The sequence below is a fragment of the Marinobacter salexigens genome (assembly GCF_018860765.1).
Taxonomy (GTDB): Bacteria; Pseudomonadota; Gammaproteobacteria; order Pseudomonadales; family Oleiphilaceae; genus Marinobacter; species Marinobacter salexigens_A.
This window is the reverse complement of record NZ_JAHKPV010000006.1, coordinates 243480-267571: the sequence shown is the minus strand read 5'-3', so window position 1 is coordinate 267571 and position 24092 is coordinate 243480. Positions and strand designations below refer to the sequence as shown.

General features: G+C 52.6%; 15 protein-coding genes. 4 read left to right on the top strand and 11 right to left on the bottom strand.

Features of this window, described 5'->3' with window-relative positions:
- Window positions 1-60 precede the first annotated feature (60 nt).
- Together KO508_RS06790 and KO508_RS06785 are read right to left on the bottom strand one after the other, a co-directional pair.
- On the bottom strand, window positions 61-1653 hold the full coding sequence (locus KO508_RS06790) for an antiporter (protein WP_216007589.1): 1593 nt from the start codon (window positions 1651-1653) through the stop codon (window positions 61-63).
- A 257-nt stretch (window positions 1654-1910) separates the two neighbouring features.
- Complete coding sequence (locus KO508_RS06785) at window positions 1911-3071, bottom strand: NnrS family protein (RefSeq protein WP_216007588.1); 1161 nt, start codon at window positions 3069-3071, stop codon at window positions 1911-1913.
- Between the two features lie 118 nt (window positions 3072-3189).
- Between KO508_RS06785 and KO508_RS06780 the strand changes: the two genes are divergently transcribed.
- The gene (locus tag KO508_RS06780; protein WP_216007587.1) at window positions 3190-3753 is read left to right on the top strand and encodes a Yip1 family protein; all 564 of its coding nucleotides are present in this window, start codon (window positions 3190-3192) and stop codon (window positions 3751-3753) included.
- Window positions 3754-3951: 198 nt separating this feature from the next.
- Here the strand turns inward: KO508_RS06780 and KO508_RS06775 are convergent, their stop codons facing one another.
- From KO508_RS06775 to KO508_RS06755, 5 genes are all read right to left on the bottom strand, one after another.
- Window positions 3952-7251, bottom strand: a complete 3300-nt coding sequence (locus KO508_RS06775; RefSeq protein WP_216007586.1) for a carboxyl transferase domain-containing protein — start codon at window positions 7249-7251, stop codon at window positions 3952-3954.
- Between the two features lie 45 nt (window positions 7252-7296).
- Window positions 7297-8826: a class I adenylate-forming enzyme family protein gene (locus KO508_RS06770; protein WP_216007585.1), complete on the bottom strand. Its 1530-nt coding sequence runs from the start codon at window positions 8824-8826 to the stop codon at window positions 7297-7299.
- 28 nt (window positions 8827-8854) lie between these two features.
- Window positions 8855-9637 carry a crotonase/enoyl-CoA hydratase family protein gene (locus KO508_RS06765; RefSeq protein ID WP_216007584.1) on the bottom strand — a complete coding sequence of 261 codons (783 nt, stop codon included), beginning with the start codon at window positions 9635-9637 and terminating at the stop codon, window positions 8855-8857.
- Window positions 9638-9938: 301 nt separating this feature from the next.
- Complete coding sequence (locus KO508_RS06760) at window positions 9939-11243, bottom strand: TRAP transporter large permease (RefSeq protein ID WP_216007583.1); 1305 nt, start codon at window positions 11241-11243, stop codon at window positions 9939-9941.
- Window positions 11244-11245: 2 nt separating this feature from the next.
- Window positions 11246-11800: a TRAP transporter small permease gene (locus KO508_RS06755; RefSeq protein ID WP_216007582.1), complete on the bottom strand. Its 555-nt coding sequence runs from the start codon at window positions 11798-11800 to the stop codon at window positions 11246-11248.
- Window positions 11801-12117: 317 nt separating this feature from the next.
- Here KO508_RS06755 and KO508_RS06750 point away from each other — a divergent pair, with 317 nt between their 5' ends.
- Window positions 12118-14832 carry a LuxR C-terminal-related transcriptional regulator gene (locus tag KO508_RS06750; protein ID WP_216007581.1) on the top strand — a complete coding sequence of 905 codons (2715 nt, stop codon included), beginning with the start codon at window positions 12118-12120 and terminating at the stop codon, window positions 14830-14832.
- A 68-nt stretch (window positions 14833-14900) separates the two neighbouring features.
- On the opposite strand, the gene KO508_RS06745 is transcribed toward KO508_RS06750, so the two are convergent.
- Window positions 14901-16877: an acetoacetate--CoA ligase gene (locus KO508_RS06745; protein ID WP_216007580.1), complete on the bottom strand. Its 1977-nt coding sequence runs from the start codon at window positions 16875-16877 to the stop codon at window positions 14901-14903.
- Window positions 16878-17194: 317 nt separating this feature from the next.
- Between KO508_RS06745 and KO508_RS06740 the strand changes: the two genes are divergently transcribed.
- Entirely contained in the window at window positions 17195-18346 is a 1152-nt protein-coding gene (locus KO508_RS06740) for a C4-dicarboxylate TRAP transporter substrate-binding protein (protein ID WP_216007579.1), read from the top strand.
- Window positions 18347-18541: 195 nt separating this feature from the next.
- On the opposite strand, the gene KO508_RS06735 is transcribed toward KO508_RS06740, so the two are convergent.
- Window positions 18542-19243, bottom strand: coding sequence for a Crp/Fnr family transcriptional regulator (locus KO508_RS06735; RefSeq protein WP_216007578.1), 702 nt, complete (start codon window positions 19241-19243; stop codon window positions 18542-18544).
- A 288-nt stretch (window positions 19244-19531) separates the two neighbouring features.
- Between KO508_RS06735 and KO508_RS06730 the strand changes: the two genes are divergently transcribed.
- A complete protein-coding gene (locus KO508_RS06730) occupies window positions 19532-21658 on the top strand; it encodes a methyl-accepting chemotaxis protein (RefSeq protein ID WP_216007577.1) in 2127 nt (708 codons plus the stop codon).
- 22 nt (window positions 21659-21680) lie between these two features.
- Here KO508_RS06730 and KO508_RS06725 read toward each other — a convergent pair whose 3' ends face one another.
- Both KO508_RS06725 and cobA read right to left on the bottom strand, forming a co-directional pair.
- Window positions 21681-23174, bottom strand: a complete 1494-nt coding sequence (locus KO508_RS06725; protein ID WP_216007576.1) for a nitrite reductase — start codon at window positions 23172-23174, stop codon at window positions 21681-21683.
- A 46-nt stretch (window positions 23175-23220) separates the two neighbouring features.
- On the bottom strand, window positions 23221-24084 hold the full coding sequence (gene cobA / locus KO508_RS06720) for a uroporphyrinogen-III C-methyltransferase (RefSeq protein WP_216007575.1): 864 nt from the start codon (window positions 24082-24084) through the stop codon (window positions 23221-23223).
- Window positions 24085-24092: the final 8 nt, after the last annotated feature.

Below are 24092 nucleotides of genomic sequence, written 5' to 3'. Positions count from 1 at the left end.
ACCAAAAAAGCCCGCTGGGGTTGCGGGCTTTTTAGTCACTTGCGTGTTTTACATTAGGGTTTAAGGGTTCTTGATATACGCCCCTTTGCGCAGGTAGAACCACCAGTTCACCACAAGACAGAGTGCGTAGAACACCGCAAAGCCGTACATGGCTACTTCCGGAGTGCCGGCTTGGATTTGTTGGCCGAGCAGCTTGGGTGCAATGAAGGCACCGTAAGCGGCGATGGCGCTGGTCCAGCCAAGTACCGGGCCCTTCTGCTGCTGGTTAAAGATATAACCTATGCTGCGGAAGGTGGAGCCGTTGCCGATGCCGCTGGCGGCGAACATAACAATGAACAGGATCAGGAACAGGGCAAAGTAGCTGTTGGGGTCGGTGGAGTTGTAGGCCAGCATCATCACGTAGCCAGTTGCCACAGAGGCTACAACCATCACCACAGAAATGATCTGGGTAACAATAGATCCGCCCATCTTATCGGAGATCCAGCCGCCTACCGGGCGAATCAGCGCGCCAACGAATGGCCCCATCCATGCCCAGGTGAGTGCGCTCGGGGCGTCCGGGTTAACCACGCGAGTGATGGTGCCGTCAGCAGCCACTTCCATCATGTTGCCAAAGATAACACCGATAGACAGTGGCAGCGCAGCTGAGAAGCCAATGAACGAGCCGAATGTCAGGATGTACAGCACGGTCATAGACCAAGTGTGCTTATTGCTGAAGATGGCAAACTGGTTTTTGATATTAGGCTTGATGTCGCCGGGAATCAGGCGTAGCAGAACGACAGTCAGAACAATGGTTAGTGGCAGAGCTAGCCACATATTCATAACGCTGAGCGCCCAAACACCTGCGATTGAGGTCAGAATGCCGACGCCGTAAAGGCCGATAATCTTACCGAAGGCTGAGGCCGGGTTACCGGGGTTGGGGGTGACCACTTTTAGGTTGTTCATACCGAACCAACCAGCAAAGGCCAGAGGGATCAAAAACACCAGCCAGATAAAGCCAGCGTTTTGAATCCAGGTGTCTGTGCCAGCCTCAATGCGGCCAATCAGAGTGCCACTAGGGCTCTGCAGCTGCATAGGCTCACCCGCGAGAAAACCAAAAACGCCAACGGTCATCACCAGCGGAATCAGTATCTGCATGGTGGTAACGCCAAAATTACCTAGCCCAGCGTTCATGCCGAGACCGTAGCCTTGCTTGCTCTTGGGATAGAAAGAACTGATGTTGCTCATGGAGCAGGCAAAGTTGCCGCCACCGATACCCGAGAGCAGTGCTAATGCTTGGAAAACGATGAATGGTGTGTCTGGATTCATCAGCGCAATGCCAGTGCCAGCAGCGGGGATCATCAATAGAGCGGTGGTTAGGAAGATAGTGTTACGGCCACCGGCAATCTTGATCATGAACGATGCGGGTATCCGCAGGGTGGCGCCAGACAAGCCAGCAATCGCCGAGAGAGTGAAAAGCTGTTCAATGCTGAAGTCAAAGCCCAGGTTCTTCATCTGGGTGGTGATCATTCCCCACATCAGCCATACCGCAAAACCCAGGAGCAGGCTAGGGATGGATATCCACAAGTTGCGGGAGGCAACTCTCTTGCCTTCCTTTTCCCAGAACTCCTCATTTTCGACATCCCAGTGCTCGATGTCGGCGTTGGTTTTAGCCATAACAATACTCCCTTGGTTAACCTGCCCTATGCCGCATTGGGCGCAGTTTTCGGGCTTCTTGATACCATTGTGCAAAGCGAAGCGCCTGTCTATTCATGATATTTATCAAGGAAAGTTTAGTGGAAAGGCGAGTGGCTTAAGTGGATGGTGTTTGTGCCGGAATTCGGGGCTATAACTATATATAATTCAATAGGATGCCTTGGTGATATCACCAAGTAGGTAATCATTAGTGCGGTTGGCTCAGGAGAGGTAGCCACTCATTTCCGGCGGTTTTTTGCATGTTTGGCGAGAATAAGCAGCCTAGCCGTTACCCATAGGTAAGCCAGCGCCCAGGTGCTCGCAGAAAGCCATAATAATATGGGAGAGCTGAAGGGCGAGGCACCCGCAAGAAACCGGCTAAACGCAGCGATAGCTAAAAGGGCTGCAATGGGTAGAACTTCTCCCGCAGGCGGTGGCTTGCGATGGCTTCTTTGCCAAGCCAGACGCAGCATTACGCTGGAAGATAAGGTGCCCAGCGCTCCGATGGTAATTAAGTGGAGGGCTGGGGCTAGTGGTTGGCCTCGTAACAGCGCCAAGCCTGTGGCAAAGGCGCCAACGGCAAGCCAAATATACCCCAGTGCCAAAATCAGCAGATCAGGACGCTCCGGGCAGAGCCACAGTTTCCAGCGCAGTGTGCGTACGGCGATCAGCCCTGAAGCAAGTACCAACAAAATGCCGGTTAGAGGATTCGCCGCTGGAAATACCATGAAAAAAATGGAGCATCCGAGCGCAAGGATCAGCAGGCTCTCGATTCGAGGCTGAACCCGAGCTTCCAGAGGGATACCTTTTTTCTCAAGAGTCCCCGCCACTGCCGGGGCAATGAGCCGCCCGCCAATGAAAGTCATTAATAGCAACAACCCAACGATGGCGGAATGCATTAGGGCGAAAGGACCGGGCAGCCAAAATGTGCGCGCTACCGCCAGTGTTGTTGAGAGCCAGAAAACGACCGCGAGTAGACAAATTAATAGAATGAGCGGCCCCACCATTTTGTTACGCCATTTCTTTGCGGCATTGAAGCGAGGCACGACGTGCCAAGCCATTAGCAGCGCAAAAGAAGGGCCTAGAAGCTGGGCTAGAAGGCTGTGCGGGAACAGAGTCCAACTTAGCCGTGCTGATAGCCACAGGCCAAAAAGAGGGTAGATTACAGTATGAGTTTGTGGGCCAAGCGTATAGCCGGCAATCAGGGCCAGCGCGAATCCGAAAATCAGTTCATGGCCATGCCCGGCGCCAAGTAGTCCTGCCGGCCATCCCGAGCCCGACCAGACCGCCCAAACAGAGAGTGGTACAGCCAGTGCAGCAAGCAGGCTTGCGGCAGGAAAAAACAGCCAAAAGGCTTGTGGTTTTTGCTTACGCTTATTGTTTGAGTTGTTCAAGGTCATCTCGGTTGATTGACGGCTTGGCGGAAGGCGCCTAAAAAGAATAAATAAAAGCCATCATAATATTGCAAAAGCTGTCCCGTGAGGCAAATGCACTCACCCGAGAGTAAGGAGGTTCACCATGAACGTTTCAAGCATGCTTAAACTACCGTTTTCTAGCAATGGGGGCTGGGCTGAACTCCAACGCAGGCAGCTTTCCATTCCCATGCTTGCGTGGTTTGTTGTAGTGCCCCTGTCACTCTTGCCACCTGTGATGCTCTATTACGCGGGTACTCATTATGGCGATGATTTTATCGCCGGGTTTGGTGGAAAGGAGTGGCGTTTTATAACGACCATTCTCTTTCTCGCAGAATTGTTAACCTTCTTTGTAATGGGCTGGTTAATACACGGCGTTGTAGAAAGCCATAAGTTGAAGGTCAGCTACACTGATGCCTATTTACTAGCGGCAATAGCGCCCATTCCGCTTTGGTTATCTTCGCTGACATTGCTTGTACCAGTATTGGCTCTCAACGTGTTGGCGGTTTTTGCGGCGATGGCCCTTTCCTGCACTCTCGTGTATCAAGGGTTGAGATCGCTTTGCCACCGCAGCCCAGACGATGTGCTTACTATGTCTGTTACCTATACGGTGATGGCTGCCTCGCTACTGGCTTGGGGTGTGTTAATGGCCTTGGTTTGGGCGTATTGATCTTAACGTTCCCGCTGAGTGGGCTTGCCGGGCTGTAAACAGCCCGGTAGCGGGCGTTAAAAATCAGGAGCTACGCATCGCATTCGCTGTACCGAACCTTCGTAAACTACCGACATGAAATGGCGGTAGTTGGCTCTTGTTCTTGCCTTTCAGGGGTCTGTGTCATGTCTGCTTTTCTTGTCCTTGAAGAGAATCTGCCTACCAAGTATCGATCATTGGTCGGCGGCGGGCTTGCCTTGGCCCTGCTTTTTTAACGGACTTGAGGCCCCTAATAATCCAGCTTCTGGTTTCGAATGGGTCGATAACTGCATCAATCTCTAATGATACTGCCATGCTTAGGGCTTTGCCTTGCTCATAGTGCTTGGCAACCAGCTTCTCGAAGAGTACTTTTTGTGTCGCTTCGTCACCGGCTTTTTCGAGCTCATTCCGGTAGCCCAATCGGACAGCACCCTCCAGTCCCATACCGCCAAACTCGCCTGTGGGCCAAGCCACTGTGAAGAAGGGGTTGTGGAAGGACCCTGCGGCCATACCCATAGCGCCAAGGCCGTATCCCTTGCGTAGAACTACGGTGAATACGGGGATCTGTAGGCTGGCGGCCGTTACGAACAGGCGGCTGGTGTGACGAACCAGTCCGGATTTCTCGGCCTCTGGTCCAACCATGAACCCTGGGGTGTCGCACAAGCTTACCAGCGGAACATCGAAGGCATCGCACAACTGCATGAACCGTGCGGCTTTGTCTGAACCATTAGCATCAATGGCACCGCCAAGGTGTCTTGGGTCGTTGGCAATTATTCCTACGGGACGGCCTTCAATGCGAGCAAAGGCGGTGACCATGCCGGGTGCGAAGTTTGGCCGAAGCTCGGTATAGCTTTCACTGTCGGCCAGCGTTTGAATTAATGCACGAATGTCATAGGAGCGCAGACGGTTTTCTGGAATGCTTGAACGTAACAGGCGTTGGTCGTCGCACTGCCAGTCAGCGGTGGCCCCCTGAAAATAGGACATGAGCTTGCGGGCTACTTGAGCGGCCTCTTGTTCGTTTTCTACCAAGCAATCCACTACGCCGTTAGCTACCTGCACTGACATAGGGCCAACATCTTCTGGAGCGAATACACCCAAACCGCCGCCTTCAATCATTGCCGGGCCTGCCATGCCAAGGCTGGCGTTGCGGGTGGCGATCAGCAGGTCACTGGAGCCGGCGAACACTGCGTTGCCGGCAAAACAGCGGCCAGACACTATGGCAATGCGTGGGGCAAGAGCGCTTAACCTGGCGTATTGCAAAAAGCTGGGCGTATGCAGGCCGGCGATCAGGGTTGCATCATCGGTATCACCGGGGCGGCCTCCGCCACCTTCGGTGAAGAAAATCACCGGCAAATGCTGCTCTTCTGCCACATGCAGAATCCGGTCGGTCTTGCGGTGGTTCATGGTGCCTTGGGTGCCGGCCAGTACTGTGTAGTCGTAAGCGAGCACTGCGCAGCGAGCCTGATCTTCACCGAAGCTGTCGCCGTTCACCGCACCCACGCCCGTTACCAAGCCGTCGGCCGGTGTGGATTGCATCAGCTCTTCTGCGGACCGGCGCTTGCGCTGGGCGGCGAAGGTGAGGGCACCGTATTCCATGAAGCTTTCCGGATCGCAGATATTGGCAACGTTTTCCCGTGCCGATAGCATGCCCCGGTTATGGCGCTTGGCTATTGCGTCTGGGCGGGCTTCATCCTGAGTATACCTGTGGCGCTCGAAGGACTCTGCCAGATCCGGGCGGATGTGGTTCAGGTCGACTGCTTTCTCGGTCATCTCTATGTTTTGGGTTCCCTCGCCAGGCTCGATATAGGCAATCGCCTGTCCTTCGCTCACGTAGTCTCCATGTCCAAGTGGGAGGCTATGAACGCTGCCTGCAACGGAGGCTTGTATTTCATGCTCCATTTTCATGGCTTCAATAATGGCGAGGGTCTGGCCCTTGTGAACACTTTCCCCTACCGCCACCAGAGCCTTGATTAACTGCCCCTGCATGGGAGCGAAGGCTGCCTCTGTGCCATCCGGAGCCTCTGTTCTTGGCTCGGTGTTGTCGGTTTTTTGTGCCGGCTCTGTGGTGGGAAAAAGGCGAGGGTGTTCCTGCTCGCACTCTGCGACCAGTGCCGCCATCTGGTCGTCTACATAACGGGTATATACCCGGTTATCCGCAACGTCGGATTGGGACAGTAACGTCTGCAAAAAGCTGATGTTGGTTCTAACACCTTCAACCCGGAACTGGCACAGTGCGCGGTAGGCTTTCCTTACCGATTGGGCGTAATCCCGTGAACGGCTATGCACAATCACCTTGGCTAATAGGGAGTCGAAATTGGGATTGGTGGTGTACCCGTTGTAGCCGTATGTGTCGACCCGAACGCCCGGGCCGCCGGGTGGTTCGAATACGCTCAAGGTGCCGCCACTTGGGTGGGTAGCTCCGTTGGCGTCGAGAGACTCCATGTTGATACGGCACTGAATGGCAAAACCTTTGGGTGCCGGTATATCAGCTTGCTGCAGCTGAAGACTTTGAAGGCTGGCCCCGCCAAGAACAGCGATTTGCGCCTGAACCAGATCAATTCCGGTGACTTCTTCGGTAATAGTGTGCTCTACCTGAAGTCTTGGATTCGCCTCCATGAAGTAAAAGTCAGAGCCGTTAGCGTCCACCAGAAACTCAAAGGTACCGAGACCGGCGTAGTTCACCTCCCGCGCCATTCGCAATGCTGAGTCTAGCAACCGCTCACGGGTTGCGTCGGAAAGCGAGGTGCTGGGGGCAACTTCAACCAGTTTTTGGTTACGCCGTTGGAGGCTGCACTCACGCTCCCAAAGGTGCACTGCGTTTCCAAGGCCATCCCCTAACACCTGCACTTCGATATGGCGGGCTCGCTCTATAAGCTGTTCAACGTATAGATTGTCGTCGCCGAAAGCGGCTTTGGCTTCACGGGCACAGGCATGGAAATTAGCTTCAACATCATCGCCTGGATGAACAATACGCATGCCCCGGCCACCGCCGCCGGATATGGCTTTGATCACGGCTGAGGCATTGCCGCTTTGGGTGGCAATGAACGCTTTGACCTCGTCGAGGGAGGTGCGGTCTTGGGTGCCGGGCGTAGTGGGTACGCCACACTTCTGCGCAAGTTGCCGTGCTGCTGCCTTATCTCCTAGCTGTTTCAGGGTGCTGGCATCGGGGCCGATAAACGTGATGCCATGTTGCACACAGCGGCTGGCCAGTTCCGGGTTCTCGCTCAGAAAACCGTACCCGGGGTGCAGCGCATCAGCACCTGCCTCAATCGCCGCCGCTATAATTGCATCAATATCCAGATAGGCTCGGGCACCTTTGCCAGGCAGTTTGATGGCCTGGCTCGTGTGTTGGATATGCAGGGATGCACGATCGTCTTCAGGGTAGACCGCAACAGATTCCAGCCCCATGTCTCCGGCTGCTCTGGCGATCCGAATGGCGATTTCACCGCGGTTGGCGATCAGTAGCTTGTTGAATTTCACTCTCGCACCTTCTTGTCTTTTTTGTTGGATTGCTTGCCTGATGCTTCAGGAGGCCGTCGCCAGCATATCCCTCAGGGCTTTGCGGTTGAGCTTTCCCACAGCCGTTTTGGGGATAGTGTCGATAAAAAAGAACTTTCTTGGTTTCTTGTAAGATGCGAGTTGGTCGCTGATAAACTCAAGAAGCTCGGCTTCCGTTACCTGACTGCCGGGTTTTACTGCGATGGCAGCGGTAACGGCTTCAACCCATTTTTCGTCTTTGGTGCCGACCACCGAGCACTCTGCAACTGCAGGGTGTCCCATGAGAACGTCTTCAACTTCCCGTGGGTAGACGTTGTATCCACCGGTGATAATCATGTCGGATGTGCGGTCTTTCATGTGCAGAAAGCCACGCTCATCAAAAACGGCGACGTCACGGGTTCTCAGCCAACCGTCTTCCGTAAAGGTTTCGGCGTTCAGTTCGGGGGCGTTGTAATAGCCTTTCATGGTGATGGGTGTGCGCACCAGGATTTCGCCGGGCTGGCCTTCAGGTACAACGTTTCCGGCTTCATCTACCAGCCGGAGTTCCACATCGACGCATGGGCGACCGCAGGAGCCGAGCAAGTCGTCGTGATGATCTTCAGGGCGCAACACAGTCATGCCCAGCGGGCATTCGGTTTGACCGTAATATTGCCAGAAGCGCTCCTGCCCCCAGATTTCCATGGCCTTTTCGATGACTGGTCGCGGCATGGGGGAGGCACCATAGATGATGTGCTTGAGGCTGGATGCGTCGGTTGATTCCACCTGTGGGTGACCCAGCAGCATTTGCAGCATGGTAGGGACCAGATTGATGGCCGTAATTTTTTCTTTGGCGATCAATTCCAGATAAAGAGTGGGATCAAAGGAATCCATAATCACTGTTCTGGCGCCGCGCAACCAGAATGGCAGCACGAACACACCGCTGGCATGGATCAACGATGCTGCATGCAGCATGGCATCATCGTGTTCTGGGCTGATCACGTTCATTAAAACGTTTTTGCAGATTGCGGCATAGGAGGCCTGAGTGTGCTGCGCCGCTTTGAGCGTGCCGGTGGTACCCGAAGTAAACAGGGTGGCCACGACATCGCTGTCTTGCACGGTAATCTCTGGCGCCTCAGTGGATTGAGTGCGGGCCGCTTCGGCAAGGTCAACGCCACCTTCCAGTTTGCTGTCGAGCCCCAGACATTTCAGCTCTGGCATTTCGGCTTTTAGAGCAGCGGCGTGATCGGCTAGATCCGATCCGAATATCAGCATTTGGGCGCCGGTTTCCTGCAACATCTTTGTATGTTCGCGAACAGAGAGGCGGCTATTCAAAGGAACGCGGTTAATGCCATTTTTTACACAGGCAAAATCCACCGGAACGCTGTAAGGGCCGTTGTTGAGCAGCAAGGCGATGCAGTTTCCTTGTTTTATCCCTGACGCGCTCATGGCATTTGCCAGACGGCTGCTCAGTTCGTCCACTTCACGAAATGTAAAGGACTGATCCCGGTAGACAATAGCTGTGCGGTTTGGATAGGCTTTTGCGCCGCGGTTAATCAGGTCGAGGTAGGTTGTTGTCATAGTATTGCCCTCTTTTTTATTTTCTATTTCAGTTATTGAATTCGCCGTGGCGGCCTGCACCCTTGGCAAAACGTTCGGCGCCTGCAATGGCCTCTTCAAACACGATGGGATAACCCTTCTTGCCTTCATTGCGCAGGGCGTCCGCCAGAGGCAGCTCCCATTGGCGATAGGCAGATGAACGATCTGCCAGCATGCACTGCTGAGGGAATTCTGCGATTTGCCAAGCCAGCGCCTCGGCTGCATCGCGGCTTTCTCCATGGGGAACAACGCGATTCGCAAGCCCCATCTGTAAGGCTTCATCTGCTTTCACCGGGCGACCCGTTAGGATCATATCCAGAGCGCGAGACTGGCCGACTACACGGGGCAGGCGCACTGTTCCGCCGTCAATCAATGGCACGCCCCAGCGCCGGCAAAATACGCCGAACACGGCGGACTCTTCGACTACCCGCAAATCACACAGCAGCGACAATTCAAGGCCGCCTGCCACCGCGTAACCTGATACAGCTGCGATCACTGGTTTGCTTAATGCCATGCGGGTCGGGCCCATGGGGCCGTCGTCCTTACCTTCGGAATCAATGTTGTTGCGGGTTTTGGGATCGTGCATTGCTGTTAGGTCGGCGCCGGAACAGAAGGTCCCATTCGCACCCCAAAGAACGGCGACACGTAAGTTTGGAGCGGCCTCGAAGTGTTCGAAAGCCGCTAAAAGAGCGTCTGCCGTAGGGCCGTCTACGGCATTTTTCTTGTCAGGGCGATCCAGAATGATGGTGCAAATATGACCTTGTTCTTCAATGCGAACGGCAGGGGTGTCCACGTTAGTATCTTCCTACAAATGAAAGTGGATTCAATTTATTAGAAGAGTAGCACGCTTATTAATTGCTGCCATCATGTCGCGTATGGAAGTACACCAAAATAAATGGCACTGCCGCTGATGACGAACAGGTGCCAAACCGCATGCATGTAGGGAATACGGGCGGCCATTCGGGAGATCATCCGTGAACTGCTGCTACCGGAAGCGTCGGTTCCACCAGAGCAGCGGTTCAGGTTGATTAGCTTGGTGCAGGATTATCAGGCAAGAGCCGTCAGAATCTGGATCCCGCTATAGCCGTCGGAGCTCACTCCAGAGAAGGGAGGAAAAGAACGACCTCGGGAACTGCGATCAGGAATATCAGAATCACGAAGTCCATGACCAAGAACCAAAATATGCCCCGAAAGATCGCTGAGGTAGACGCCAGATTACCTACAACGCTTTTAATCACAAACACGTTCATGCCGATTGGCGGTGTTATCATGCCGATCTCCAACAACTTTGTTAGAACTACACCGAACCAGAGTAGATTAAGGCCGGCACTGTCGACGATTGGCAATATGATGGGAAGAGTCAGCAACATTGCTCCGATGGGCTCAAGGAACATCCCTAGAAACACGTAGATCAGAGCGATTGCAAAAAGCAGCATGAAGTGGCCCGAGTTCAGGCTTATTATCAATTCGGATAAGTAATCTCCCGCCCCGGATAACGCCAGAAATCGAGTAAGTAGGCTGGCACCAACCGCGATAATGATAAGAGCGCCGGTTGTCATCAGCGTCTCAAGAATCGCGTTGCGAAAACGTGTCCAGTTGAGGCTTCGTTTAAGTGCAGCTACTACGAGTGAAAGAAAAGCACCAACAGCACCCGCTTCGGTAGCAGTGAAGATGCCACCGAACAAACCGCTGAATATACCAATCATAATTAGCAATACGGGCCAAGTGTCCTTCAGTGCGCGGATTTTCTCGACGGTGGGAATGACTTCATTCGTATCGGGTGCGAGCGAAGGGTTTAGCTTTACTCGTATCAAAATCACAACGACATAGCCGATAGCGGTCAGAATACCTGCACTGATACCCCCAAGGAAAAGCCCTGTAATGGACTGCTGCGCGATAATGCCGTAAAGGATCATGATTATTGAGGGAGGTATCAACGCCCCGATTGTACCCGCTACCGCAACCGTGCTTGTGGCCAGTTCAGGATGGTAGCGATGGCGAATCATTTCCGGAACGGCGATCTTACCCATAGCCGCTGAGCAAGCTACGGACGACCCGGAAACTGCAGCAAAGCCTGCAGAGCCGAACACTGCTGCAATTGCCAGCCCTCCGGGCACACCGGATAGCCACATTCGAGCAGCGCGAAACATCCCTTGTGTGAGCTGGGTGTGGTAGCAGACAAACCCCAGCAATAAAAACATCGGTACAGAGCTTAATACCCAGTTCGAGGCGAACTGGTAAGGAATAATGCCAAGGGAGCCCCAGGCAATTTTCCACCCCATCATATACCAGAGCCCACCGAAGGAAACCCCGATTAAAGAGACCCCAATCGGAACTCTTAAAGCAAGAAGTGCAACTAATATCCCGAGCCCGGATAGTCCAATTTGTACGTCAGACATTGTTATTTTTCCACCCCGTCATTAGCGTTCAGGTCGTCGGCTTGCGCTGTAAACGTATCCAGTCCTGATTTTGTCCGCAGGCAGGAATTTATCAGTTTGTAAAAAACCACCAGCGTCATGAGCCCGCAGCCAAGGGGCAACACGTAATAGGTGATCCAGATAGGAATGGCGTCGCTGCCTTGCACAACCGAAGCACCAAAACTCCTTTTTTTCTCTGCTTCTTCCCATGTGCGAACACACAGCAGTGAAAAGACGATTGTCGACAGAAGGAAAGACAGGCGTTCCAGGTTGTGCTGCATCCAAATCGGGAGTCGGGCGGTAATCACTTCGACTGAAATGTGAGCGTTTTTCTGTTCAGCGAATGCCAGAGGAATGAATACCGCAATAACCATGTAGTAATAGGAAACAATGGAAATGGTGCCCGGAATGGGCGAGTTAAGAAGATAGCGGCTAGCAACGTCTAGAGTGATGTGTAACATCATTAATGCGATTGCTAGCCCACCGAGTACGGTCATCAAATTTGTGACCATAGATAAAAATCGACCAATACCGTACATGCTTGTCCCCACTACGCCCCAGAGGGCCGGCTTGTTTTTATTGAGTTTGTGTGTGTCAGCATCGACTGTGGCAAGGAGTTCATGGCCTTGCCCGCAATAGGTGAATTCAAGAATAAGCGCGGTGGGCTAGCGCAACATCGTCGTAACCGACGAATTCGAGAACTAAGGCTGTGCGGAAGGGAATATTGCTGAGGGCTCAGCATTCTGTGATAGGCTTTTGCGTTGCTGTTCAAACGGTCAGAACTGAACAGCTGCGCCCTAAGGGCCCGTTGAGCGAGTAGTTGGTATTCGATTTAACACCGGAGCTGTTAAGCGCTATGCCTGTTTCCCAAACGCCCAAGCGTTTTTTAATGGTTAGCAAACTCAACCCACCTGCTTCCAGAGCTGCTCAAGTTGAGCGCGCTGAGCTGTGCCAAAAAATATTGTCCGCTTCTGCGGCTAAGCTGATCGTCGTTCGTGCTGCTGCAGGGTTTGGCAAAACCACTGCAATGACTCAGAGCATGTCTCGGATGAACAGCGCCGGAATTGCTACGGCTTGGCTTACTATTGATGATGCCGATAATGATGTCTCACGATTTTTGTTTTGTCTCAACGCGTCAGTCTCACAGCTAACAGAAAATGAAGCCTATACGTTTAATGATGAGTCCATTGAGCGCCGGACTGCCAGTGAGGCAGCATTTAACATAGTGGCTCGGCTGTCCGAAAAGCGATCTGCGTTTGCTCTATTCATTGATGATTTCGAGAAGGTTCATGAGCAGTCTGTTCTCGGGCTTATTCGGGAAATAATTGAGCACTTGCCAGCAAGTGGGCAAATCATTATAGGCTCAAGACACGTGCCGGAGCTGGGCCTTGGACGCCTGAGAGCGCGAGGACAATTGCTGGAGATTGATGTTTCTGAACTGCGTTTTTCCGTTGATGAGACCGTCGAATTTTTGGTGAACAGGCGTCAACTGGAATTGACGCAAGACGACCTAATCCATATTCATAATCGCTCGGAAGGCTGGGCAACCGCACTTTGGTTGGCTTCGCTGGCGCTTGAAGGTAATGCGAGCCCGCAGTCTTTCATTCATCGTTTTTCAGGTGAAAATGACGCTGTTGCAGACTATCTTGCACACGATGTGCTTGAGCAGCAGCCCGATAAAATCAAGTCGTTTTTGTTGCGCACAAGCATTCTTCGCCATCTGACTCCGTCTTTGTGTAACGCTCTTGTGCCAGGGTGTGATAGCGAAGCAATGCTACGCCATCTGGATACTCGCAGCGCTTTTCTTGCGCCTATTGAACACGAGCAGCTAACTTACCGTTACCACAGTTTGTTTGCAGAGTTTTTACGCTCCGTATTGCACGCAAAGTACCCTTATGAGGTGTCGGGTCTTCACTTAGCTGCATCACAATGGTACGAGAACTCAGGGCGCTTTGTTCCCGCAATTGATCATGCAATCGAGGGGCGTGCGTTTGATCGCGCAATGTTCTTGTTGGATGCGCATGCCGAGCGATTGTTATCGCAAGGGCGGATGAAGCTTCTCGCGCGTTGGCTGGGTGAACTTCCAGCAGATCAGCTTCGCAAGTATGAACTTCTCGAAATGATTTACATATGGGCTGTCGGGTTTACTAGTGGCCCGGACGAGGCGCTTGAGATGCTTTCGAATACTAACTTGGAAGCTTCAGTGAACCCTGTAGTTAAATCACACATTCTCGCGTTCAAGCCTCTGATGATGGGCATGATGGATCGCTATGAGGAAGCCAGTGAGCTAGGCCGTACTGACGGCAACGAGCTCTCAGGTTTTGCGCCGTTTGCAGATATTGTCTCAATTAACTCTCGAGCGAATGTTTTTTCTGTCATGGGTAAGTACGATCAGGCTCGCCAGCTCATTGACGGAGCCAGAGACGCCCAGTTTAGTCACTCGAGTTCCTTCAATTCGATGTACTCAGAATCTTTGGAAGGGTTGATTGACCTTCAGGAAGGGCGGCAGAAACAAGCGGCTGCACGTTTTCGCTTGGCTGTCGGTGCGACAAGCTCGACTTATGACTTTAGCCATACCAGTGGGAATGCATGGGCTGGCGTATTGCATGCAAACACCGTCTATGAAGCAAACGACCTAGAGCTGGCTGCCCGTTTATTGCACGTATACGGTCCGCTGGTGCGGGAGGCCGGATTGCCGGACCACATGTTGATTAGCGATATTATGCTTTCGAGATTAGCGTTCAACTGCGGGGATGTAGACCGGGCATTTCAGGCGCTGACTGAATTGGAGCACATGGGTAGGATCAGAAAACTACCAAGGGTCGTAGCAACGGCTAGGCTTGAGCGTTCGCGGCTATTTTTGGCGCAGGGACGACCAGAAGCGGCAAAGCAGGAGCTTGACCGGGCGGGTAATGAGGAGCTTTGGCGGCGAGTCCGCAAACATAGAATGCCTGCAAACGATTTACAATATATGGAGATGGCTCGCCTGCGCTGGGAAGTGGTTGCCGGTGACCCTCAAGCTGCGCTCGCACCACTCGCGATGGAAATAGCGGAAGCGCAAAACAGTTCGTTATACCGACGGGTACTGAAACTGAAACTGTTCAAAGCCATTGCACAGTATCGCTGTAATCGGCTGGAAGACTCGATTGAAGTGATGACCGAGATTATGCCAACCTGTTGCGCGGAGGGATACGTACGTCTGTTTGTAGATGAAGGCGCTGCGGCAGGCATTGTGGTCAAACTTTATCATCAAGCATTTCGAGAGACTGGACGTCAGAGTGATCCGGTTTTTGTTAGCTATCTTGAGAGTTTAATTGAGGCGTTTGGGCCAGTGTTATCGTCGACCGCCGTATTGCCTGACGCAGACGAGCCGACCCTGAATGCTCTAACGCGAAAAGAAACCCGAGTTTTACAGCTATTGTCGGAAGGGTACTCAAATAGCGCTATGTCGGAAAAGTTGTTTGTGTCAGACAGTACCGTGCGCACTCACCTGCGAAATATAAACTCCAAGCTGAATGCTTCCAGCCGAACACAAGCTGTTGCCATTGCACGGCGTTATGGGCTTATTTGACGCATCTGTCACTTACAGGGAGCCGCAGGCTTTAAATCAAGAGCCTGCGGCACCCTGAGGCGGTCTCTCTAAGCAATGGCAGTCTTTTTCTGTTTCGCAAACTCGGCAAAATAACAAAGACTATCCGGGTTAGCCATGGCGTCGGGGTTAGCAACGCTATCCATTGGAGCTCCCTGCAATAGCTTTTTAACCGGCAGTTCCATTTTCTTACCCGTCAAAGTCCGAGGTATTTCAGTCACATCGATTATGTCATTTGGTACATGTCGAGCTGAAAGGTTGGTGCGTATGGCGTTACGAATACGCTGGTCAAGCGCGCTCGTTAACTCCATGCCTTCTCGAAGCACCACGAACAACGGCATGTACGGATCGCGTCCCAGATATTCCAAATCTACCACCAGACTGTCCACAACTTCCGGAGCTTCCTCTACAACGCGATATATTTCGCTGGTGCCCATTCGAATACCCTGACGATTGATCGTGGTATCTGATCTGCCGTAAATGACTGCCCCACCACGGGGAGTTATCCGAATCCAGTCTCCATGTCTCCATAGCTTCGGGAATACGTCGAAATAGCTTTCGTGATAGCGTCGCCCATCGACATCGCCCCAAAAATATAGGGGCATGGATGGCATTGGTTTAGTGACGACCAGCTCGCCAACTTCGTTTTCTATGATCTCTCCGTTGTCATCCATAGCGTAAACAGCTGTGCCTAATGTACGACACTGCATTTCACCTTCATAAAGTGGCATGATCGGACAGGAGCCTACATAAAATGCAGCGACGTCTGTGCCTCCGCTGATGGGAGCAATCAGTACGTCTTCAAACTGCTCATTAATCCATTTGTATCCTTGCTCGGGTAATGGAGAGCCAGTTGAACCAATGGAGCGAATGTGCTTGAGGTCCGCAATATTGTCGAGCTCAACACCGGCTTTTAGGCAGCTTAGATAATAGGCCGCGCCAGCTCCAAAAAAGGTTACTTCGGCTTCTTCGGCATATCGCCAAAGAGTCCCTAAATCGGGATATCCCGGATTACCATCAAACAGGCAAATGGTCGCGCCAACCAAAAGGCCGCTGATCTGACAGTTCCACATAATCCAGCCAGTGGTTGAAAACCACATGTAGCGATCCTGTTTGCCCAAATCCAAGTGGAGGCCGTGGCCGAGCATGCCTTCAAGTAAGGCGCCCCCATGGCCATGAACAATGGGCTTCGGCATCCCTGTCGTTCCTGATGAATAGACTATCCATAGAGGGTGGTCGAAGGGCAGGTGCTCAAATTTCATTGGAACATCATGCCCCAGTAAGTCGTCCCATAAGGTTGCATTCTCAAGGCGGGCTTCTGGATTGAGATAGGGGAGAAGAATCACGTTCTCCAACGTAGGCAGTTCGATTTTGAGGTTTTTCAGAACCTCAAGCCTATCGAAGTCCTTTCCTCCGTACTTGTAGCCGTCCACGGCCAGCAAGACTTTTGGATCAATCTGGCGAAAACGATCTGTTACGCTGCGCACCCCCATATCGGGTGAGCAGCTTGACCAGATAGCACCGATGCTTGCACAAGCATAAAACGCGATTACTGCTTCAGGAATGTTAGGGAGGTAGGCAACAACCCGGTCGCCTGGCTCTACCCCCATTTGCCTTAAGGTAAATGCGACAGATGCGATCTGGCTGCGCATCTCGGCCCAGGAGATGGTTTCGGTCGGACGTATTTCTGAGCGAGAGATGATGGCTGCACGATCGGAATTTTCATGATGAAAACGAAAAGCTTGCTCCGCGAAATTTAGCCGTGCGCCTTCAAACCATGCAGCGCCCGGCATTTCGTGAGTGCTCAGAACGCTTCGGTAAGGGGTGGTCGATTGAATATCATAAAATTCCCAGAACGCTGCCCAAAAGTCCTCCAGAGACTCTACTGACCATTCCCAAAGGGAATTGTAATCACTGAAGTGCAACGATTTTTTCTCGCCCAGCCAATCCATGAAACCTTTGATTTGGCTCTGCTCGATGCGTGTTTGGCTTGGCTGCCACAGCGGTTTGGGAGTGACTGCTGTCATTTTAGAACCTCTAGCATATTTTGTTGTTGACGGGGAGGTGCGCACAGCTCGCCCCTTGGAACCCCTACTCATAATGATTCTATGACCGTGCAACAGACATCGTCTGAACCGACGAAAAACACCGTCTACTTCCGCTGGTTAACAAAGAGGCTTGGTTGGGATGGGGGGTACGCTAACGAAAGATTCGTCGCTTCCGACGATGTCGAAGAGTGTGATTTGCTTTCAACATGTTACGGCCGGTGCGAACTCTCGATGATTAAGGCTGGCGCACTTATGCACCTGACTATAAAAAATTGAACGTATACAGGAGAATAACAATGAACTGTCCTAACATGCTTAGACGTGGAGTGCTTCCTGCAATTCTGGCAGGTATCGCTATGACCAGCGCTGTTGAAGCAAAGCAGCTGAGCTATGCAACCGGCTATTCCACAGGCTCCATAGGTGCTAAGGCTGCGGAGGTTTTTGCGAAAGATGTTCAAGACAACTCCGGCGGTGATCTGACTGCAAAAGTGTATGCGCAGTCGCTATTGAGCTTCAGCGAAATTCCGCCAGGTATTCGAGACGGTATGGCCGACAGTGGGCTGGTTCTGACGCCTTACTTCCCGTCTGAGTTCCCAAGTACTAATCTCGCCACTGAACTCACAATGCTCATTGAAATGACCGGCGCGCCCACGGAAAAGGTAGGCTTGGCCTTTGCCGGAGCCATGGCTGAATATGTTTTCTTTAATTGCCCAAGCTGTGTAAACGAATACGAGCAACAGAATCAACTGTTTCTGGGAGGCGGTGGAACATCGTCATACTTCCTTATTTGCAACACGCCAGTTAGAACGTTGGAAGAAATTAAAGGTAAACGTCTGCGCATAGGCGGTGCCCAATGGGCACGCTGGGCCAATGCAGTTGGGGCAACGCCTGTATCTATCCCGCAACACGAAACATACGAAGCTCTAAGTCAAGGTGTGGTGGATTGCAGTGTGCATTCTGCGCCTGAGCTAACCATCGTAAAGCTGATGGAAGTTACTTCTGACATGACTCCGAATATGCCTGGCGGTGTTTTCTCCGGGGTTGCCAACAATATCAATTTGGACGTATGGAAAAGCCTGACGCCCAGCGAACGCAGCACGATGCTCCATGCTTCTGCTGCGCATGCCAGTGCTCTGAGCTGGGGGTATGCCCAAACAGCAATGACGAATATGAAAACAGCTGAAGAGCAAGGAATTGAAATCCACGAGCCTGATGCAGGTCTAGTGAAAGTAACCCGTGATTTTATCGAGCAGGATATCAAGGCTGTCGCTACCAAGTATGCTGAGACCCATAGCCTGACGTCATCAGCACAACTGGTTGAGTCATTTCGCACGTTGCTGACCAAGTGGGTAGAGCTTGTGAAAGGAGTAGATACCAGCGAAGAGCTAACGCAGGTTTATTGGGATGAGGTGTACTCTAAGGTAAATGTGGACACCTACGGACAGTAAGACTCACCGTTTGAACTAGACGTTGCAAAAGCGCAGAGATTGTTAATAGGCAGTCTCTGCGCTTATTTGCTTTACAGAAGTCGCATACTAGCTCGCCCGATAATAAGGTAAAAAACTAAACCCACCCTTCTGTGACGCTATCAGTACCCTCTCAAACCAAGCCTGTGCTGGGCATCCATGAGAGTAGTTGTGGTGTTATCCCTTTATAGCACCCGTTTTGAGTCTGGAGAATGTTGCAGGTACAACGCCGAGCCATGAGGCCAGCTGGTTGTCCGGCACGCGCTTTACTAGCTCTGGATATTCTTCCAAAAGCAAGTGATAGCGTTCTTTGGCCGACATGGTGTGCTTGCGGAACTCCCGCATGCTGGTCAGCTCTGCCAGTTCTTCGGTCAGGGCCATGGCAAATTGAGGCCAGAGACCTTCGCCATGAGCGTGAATAGCGGCTCGAAAAGCTGCGAAGTCTGCAACCCAGACTGTAGCGGGCGTGACGGTTGTGAGGCAGAGAGTGTTGCGAACTGTACGGCTGCGACCAAACACCGGCCACACCATATCGCCTTCGGTAAAGAAATGGTGCACCGCTACTTTGCCGCTTGGCGCTTCCCGGAACAGGCGCATAATACCGTACTGAATAAGGTATACGTTGGCCCAAGGCGTGTCATGCTTTTCCATTTGCGCTTCTGCGTCGACCCGGCGTTGGTGAAACAGTCGTGTTAGGTCGCTTAAAAACCGGGTGTCAGGCGTGTCCTGTTTTTCGGTGAGTCTTATTCCGAATACCCGGCTGAGCCCATTGAGAAGGGCCACCGATTCTGGTGCTGATTCATGGGGGATGATATCCGGGTTGCTCTCCCCGAGCATGCAGGGAGATGAAGCCACGTCGGTTTTGAAGGTGCGGGTCATTGCGAAGTCGCCATTGGAATATGTGTCAATTATCCTAACAGAGAGAGGCTACAGGAAATGACTTAAATCATTAAGGCTTTTTCATTCGCTCGATATAGGCCCAGTGGCTTTGGCCTAATTCCCAATAAATGTGCGCTGCAAGTTTTACGTTTTGGGTGAGCGTCCGTTATACGAACACAGCAATTTTACCTAAAGCGATCAACTCGACGGTCGATAGCACTCCTTATACGAAACTCATTGAGTTTATACGCACCGATTGATTATCGCCCTCCGGAAGGTATCGGAAGTATGAAAAAGCTATCGCTTAAGCTCAAGCTCTATGCGCTGGTCGTCAGCATATTGCTGATAATGGGCGTCAGCATGACGATCACGGCGCAAATGTCGCTTAGCCAGATGGAAAAAAGCCTGTCCTCGGACACTAGCACGCTGGTGCAAAGTATTGTGATGGACCGTCTGGCAGCAACCGCAGGTGAATTTGGCGAGCAGGTAAGTGGCAAATTTAATGCGGCGTTCAAAGTTCCGGGAGTGATGCGGAATATTGTTGAAAAAAACATAGCCGCCGATAGCTCTACGCGCATCAGCCGCAGCGCGATGTCTGAGGCAGTGGGTTCATTATTGAGGGCAGAAAAAGATCTCAGCACCATATACGCCCAGTTTGAGCCTGATGCTTACGATGGCCAAGACCGCTACTTCACCGGTGGTGTTGAAGAGCACAGCAGCGACAGTGGCACCTTGGAAATATACTATTTCCGCGATCGTGCCGGAGATGTTCAGTTTGAGCGGGTTTCTGATGCAAATGAGAAATATGACGAAACCCTGAACGAGTTTGGGATCCGTGAGGCGGAATGGTACTTCTGCCCGATGGAAACCAAGGCCAGTTGCATTATGGAGCCTTATACCTATGAGATTGAGGAGGGCTACAGCAAGCTGGTTACCACACTGGTTGTGCCGGTTATGAATGGCAGTGACTTTGCCGGTGTTGTGGGTGTCGACATTAATCTTGATACCCTGCAGGGCACTGTTAAGTCCGTCAGCGATCAGGTTTATAACGGGCAATCACGCGTCACCCTTCTGAGCGAGAAAGGTTTAATCGTTGCAAGCAGCCATTATGATCAAGCTTTGGCACGACCATTAACAGAGGTCATGCCAGAACTGGCCAGGGAAATGGGTGAGTTGCATCGATCTGGTGGCCGTTACGATGATGGCGAAACGCTGGCCGTCTCCTACCCTATTCGTGTTGCCGACACTGGACGGGAGTGGTCACTATTGATTGAGTTGCCTCGCGCGGCGGCGCTGGCCGAACTCAGCCAGATCACCACGCTGCTTTCGGATGAGGTGTCTGCAACGGCTCAACGGCAACTATTGGTGGGCATTGTGGTGTCTGTTTTTTCGGTATTGGTATTAATTGTGATGGTGCGTTCTGTAATCCGGCCGCTGGAGGTAATCCGTGACCGGATGAACAACCTTAGTAGCGCCGAAGGCGACCTGACCCGCGAACTTGATATTGATACCCATGCCGAGCTGATTGAACTCGCTGGCGGTTTTAATGCTTTCCTAGCGCGCCTTAGAGAGATGATCAATGACCTGAAAGCCGTGAACGTTCGTGTGCATGAGCAGGCATCAGATGTTGGTGCCATTGCCCGCGATACTGAGGAAAACACGGCAAGGCAGCACCGTGAGGTAGACAGCGTGGTTACTGCGATGAATGAAATGTCGGCAGCGGCAGGTGAAGTGGCCGGGTTTGCCGGTGAATCTGCTGAAAATGCCCGTATGGCTCAGGATGGCATTCGCTTTACGCAGACCACGCTAGGTTCCGCAGTTGAAGGCGTAAGCGCCTTGGCTAGTGATATGAGTGATGCCAGCGAGGCAATTGGTCACGTTGCTAGTCGCAGCGATGAGATCAACCGCATTCTTGATGTAATTCGGGGCATTGCTGAACAAACTAATTTACTGGCACTCAATGCCGCTATTGAAGCGGCTCGGGCTGGTGAGCAGGGCCGTGGATTTGCTGTGGTTGCCGATGAAGTGCGCACTTTGGCATCGCGTACGCGGCAATCAACCGATGAAATCAGTCAAATGATCGACGGCCTGCAGCAGGAAGTTCGCCAGACCGTATCGGTTATCAATGCTGGCGTTGATCGTGCCAGTATGGCTGTCGATGGCACCCGAGAGGCTGGTCACTCACTGGCATCGGTAGTGACGCGCATCGGCACGATTGTTGAGCATGTCACTCAGGTAGCAACTGCTGCCGAAGAGCAAAGCTCGGTCAGTGAAGAAATCAACCGTAATCTAACGACGATTGGTGATGCAGCCAGTGATCTGCGCGAACTTGCGCAGCGAGCAAGGCGTAGTGGCGAGTCTCTCGATGGCGAGGTTGAAATATTAGAAAGTGAGTTGGGCCGGCTGAAAACCTGAGCCGGCTTCCCAACTCCGCACGTTAGTGGCTAGTTCCTTCTTCGTAGTTGATCTTGTTCCACACGTTGTATTTTCCCGATGGCTTGTTCATCGGGATTCGCTTTTCTTCCTCCAGAGTTTCGGCGTCGTAGACGATCACGGCGCCTTCTTCATCCCAGATGCTCAGCAGCAGTTTTTCGCCGTAGCGGTCGAATTCAACATGGGCGGCTACTTTCCCGGGGGCCGGTTGGAGAGTTTCTACGATTTCGAGAGTTTGTTTGTCGATTACGTGAACTTTGTCTTTGTTTGGGCCGAAGAAGACGTCTACCCATGCATAGCGGGAGTTTTCGTGACTGCGCATGAAGAAGCCGGGGCCTTCTGTTTCCAAGGTTTTGATCACTTTCCAAGAGTCCATGTCGATGATGGAAACGGCGCCAGTACGAAAGTGAGGTGTAGCCATGACACGTGAGCCCTCATACTCCCAAGTTATGCCCGAGCCTAGGTGTGGCATGCCGGGCAGGGGGAGGTTGGCAACGGTTTTGCCAGTGTTCAGGTCGATCACCAGCCCGTGCTTGCCGTCGCGGGCCGCGCCGATGAGGTGTTGATAGCCGGGATCGAAGAAGAAGTCATCTAGCCAGGTGTCGGTCTGCATTCTACGTACCTTTGCCTGATCGTTTTCTACCGTGACCTCCCAGGCCTCTGGAATGTCTTTCAGGGCGGCGATAAAACTGTTCCGGGGTGGGGCTGCGTACACGGCGCTTACCCTTGAGCTTTCTTTGGCATTGTTTTCAACGGAGATAACCTCCAGCAGGTCGAGGTTTTTTGCATCGAACAGTACCAGCGTGTGAGGCAAGTAGTTGGCTGCCATTACATGGTCGCCGTCAGCGGACACAGCGATGTTGCGCATGTTGATGCCAGCACGAATTTCCGCAACGATTTTGAGGTTGTACAGATCGTATTTGGTAATCCAGCCATCGCGGGAGCCGAAGTACACGTAACGGCCATCAGGGCTGTATTTGGGGCCACCGTGCAGTGCGTAGCGGCTGGCGAAACGGTGAATAGGCTCCATGCTGTCGCCGTCTAGCAGGGTTACGTGATGGTCACCGATTTCTACCACCAGAAACAGGTTCATCATGTCGGCTTTATAGGCTGGCTTGTCAGGGAGTGAGCCTGCCGGGTGGGGCAGCCGGTGGCTGGTGGTGATTTCGTTTTCGCCCCACACGGGCTCTTGTTCCGGTGGTTGGTAGATGTATTCAGCCAAGGCGGTTATGGACTTGGCGTTTAGTGTGTCAGCAAAACCCAGCATCTGCGTTGCAGGTCGACCGTTGCGAATGGCATCTTCGGCTTGGTCTTTTTTCAGACGCGAGAGGTTTTCTGGAAGCAAGGCCGGGCCCATGCCGCCGAGCCTGTCGCTGCCGTGGCAGCTTGCACAGTGTTGCTGGTATAAAGCTTCGGTTTGCGCATCGGTGCTGGCAACAATCAGGGGTGAGGCCACCAGACCTGCGGTCAGCATCAGGATTTTAAGAGTCTGTTGCATCGAGTTTCCAGTTAGGAGCGTTGGTATTGGTTTCGGGGCTGATTTTTTAGGCTGGGCGTTGCGCAGCGGAGGCGGCGACCGGGCCTATTAATGCGCTATTCCAGCCAGCCAAAGCTGGTTGTGCAAGCTTTCCCGCCAGTTGCACCACTTCACCTACAATGATTAGCGTGGGTGGCTGAAAACCTTCCATGCGAATGGTCTCTTCAAGGTCTTTTAGTGTGGTTACCGCCATGTGCTGCTGTGGAGTTGTGCCACGCTCAATCAGTGCCACTGGGCATTCGTTGGACTGGCCGTGGGCAATCAGCTCTCGCACAATGGTAGGTGCATTATGCAGCCCCATGTAAAACACGCAGGTCTGCTTTGGTGCCGCCAGAACTTTCCAGTTCAGGTCTAATGTATGGTCGGCTTTGCGGTGCCCAGTTACGAAGGTCACGCTATGAGCATAATCTCGATGTGTGAGCGGAATGCCGCAATAGGAAGCGCAGCCAGCTGCGGAGGTAATACCGGGCACGACTTGGAAGTCGATGTCGTTATCCACGAGAAATTCGGCTTCTTCACCGCCACGGCCGAAAATGTACGGGTCCCCGCCTTTCAGGCGCACAACGCGGCGCTGCTTTATCGCCAGTTGCACTAGTAGCTCATTAGTGTCTTCCTGAGGCACATAATGACAGCCACTGGCTTTGCCTACGTGGATTCGCTCTGCGCCCGGGTTTACCAGTTCCATGATCTGCGGCGATACCAGACGGTCGTAAACGATGGCGTCTGCCTGCTGGATCAGCATGAGGGCTCTGAGCGTCAGCAGGCCGGGGTCGCCCGGGCCGGCGCCTACAATAGCAACTTCTCCGGCGCGCAAGGGTTGTTCCGCCAACTGGAATTCCACCAGACATTTCTTTCTTTGGCTGCTTGTCATGGTGTGAT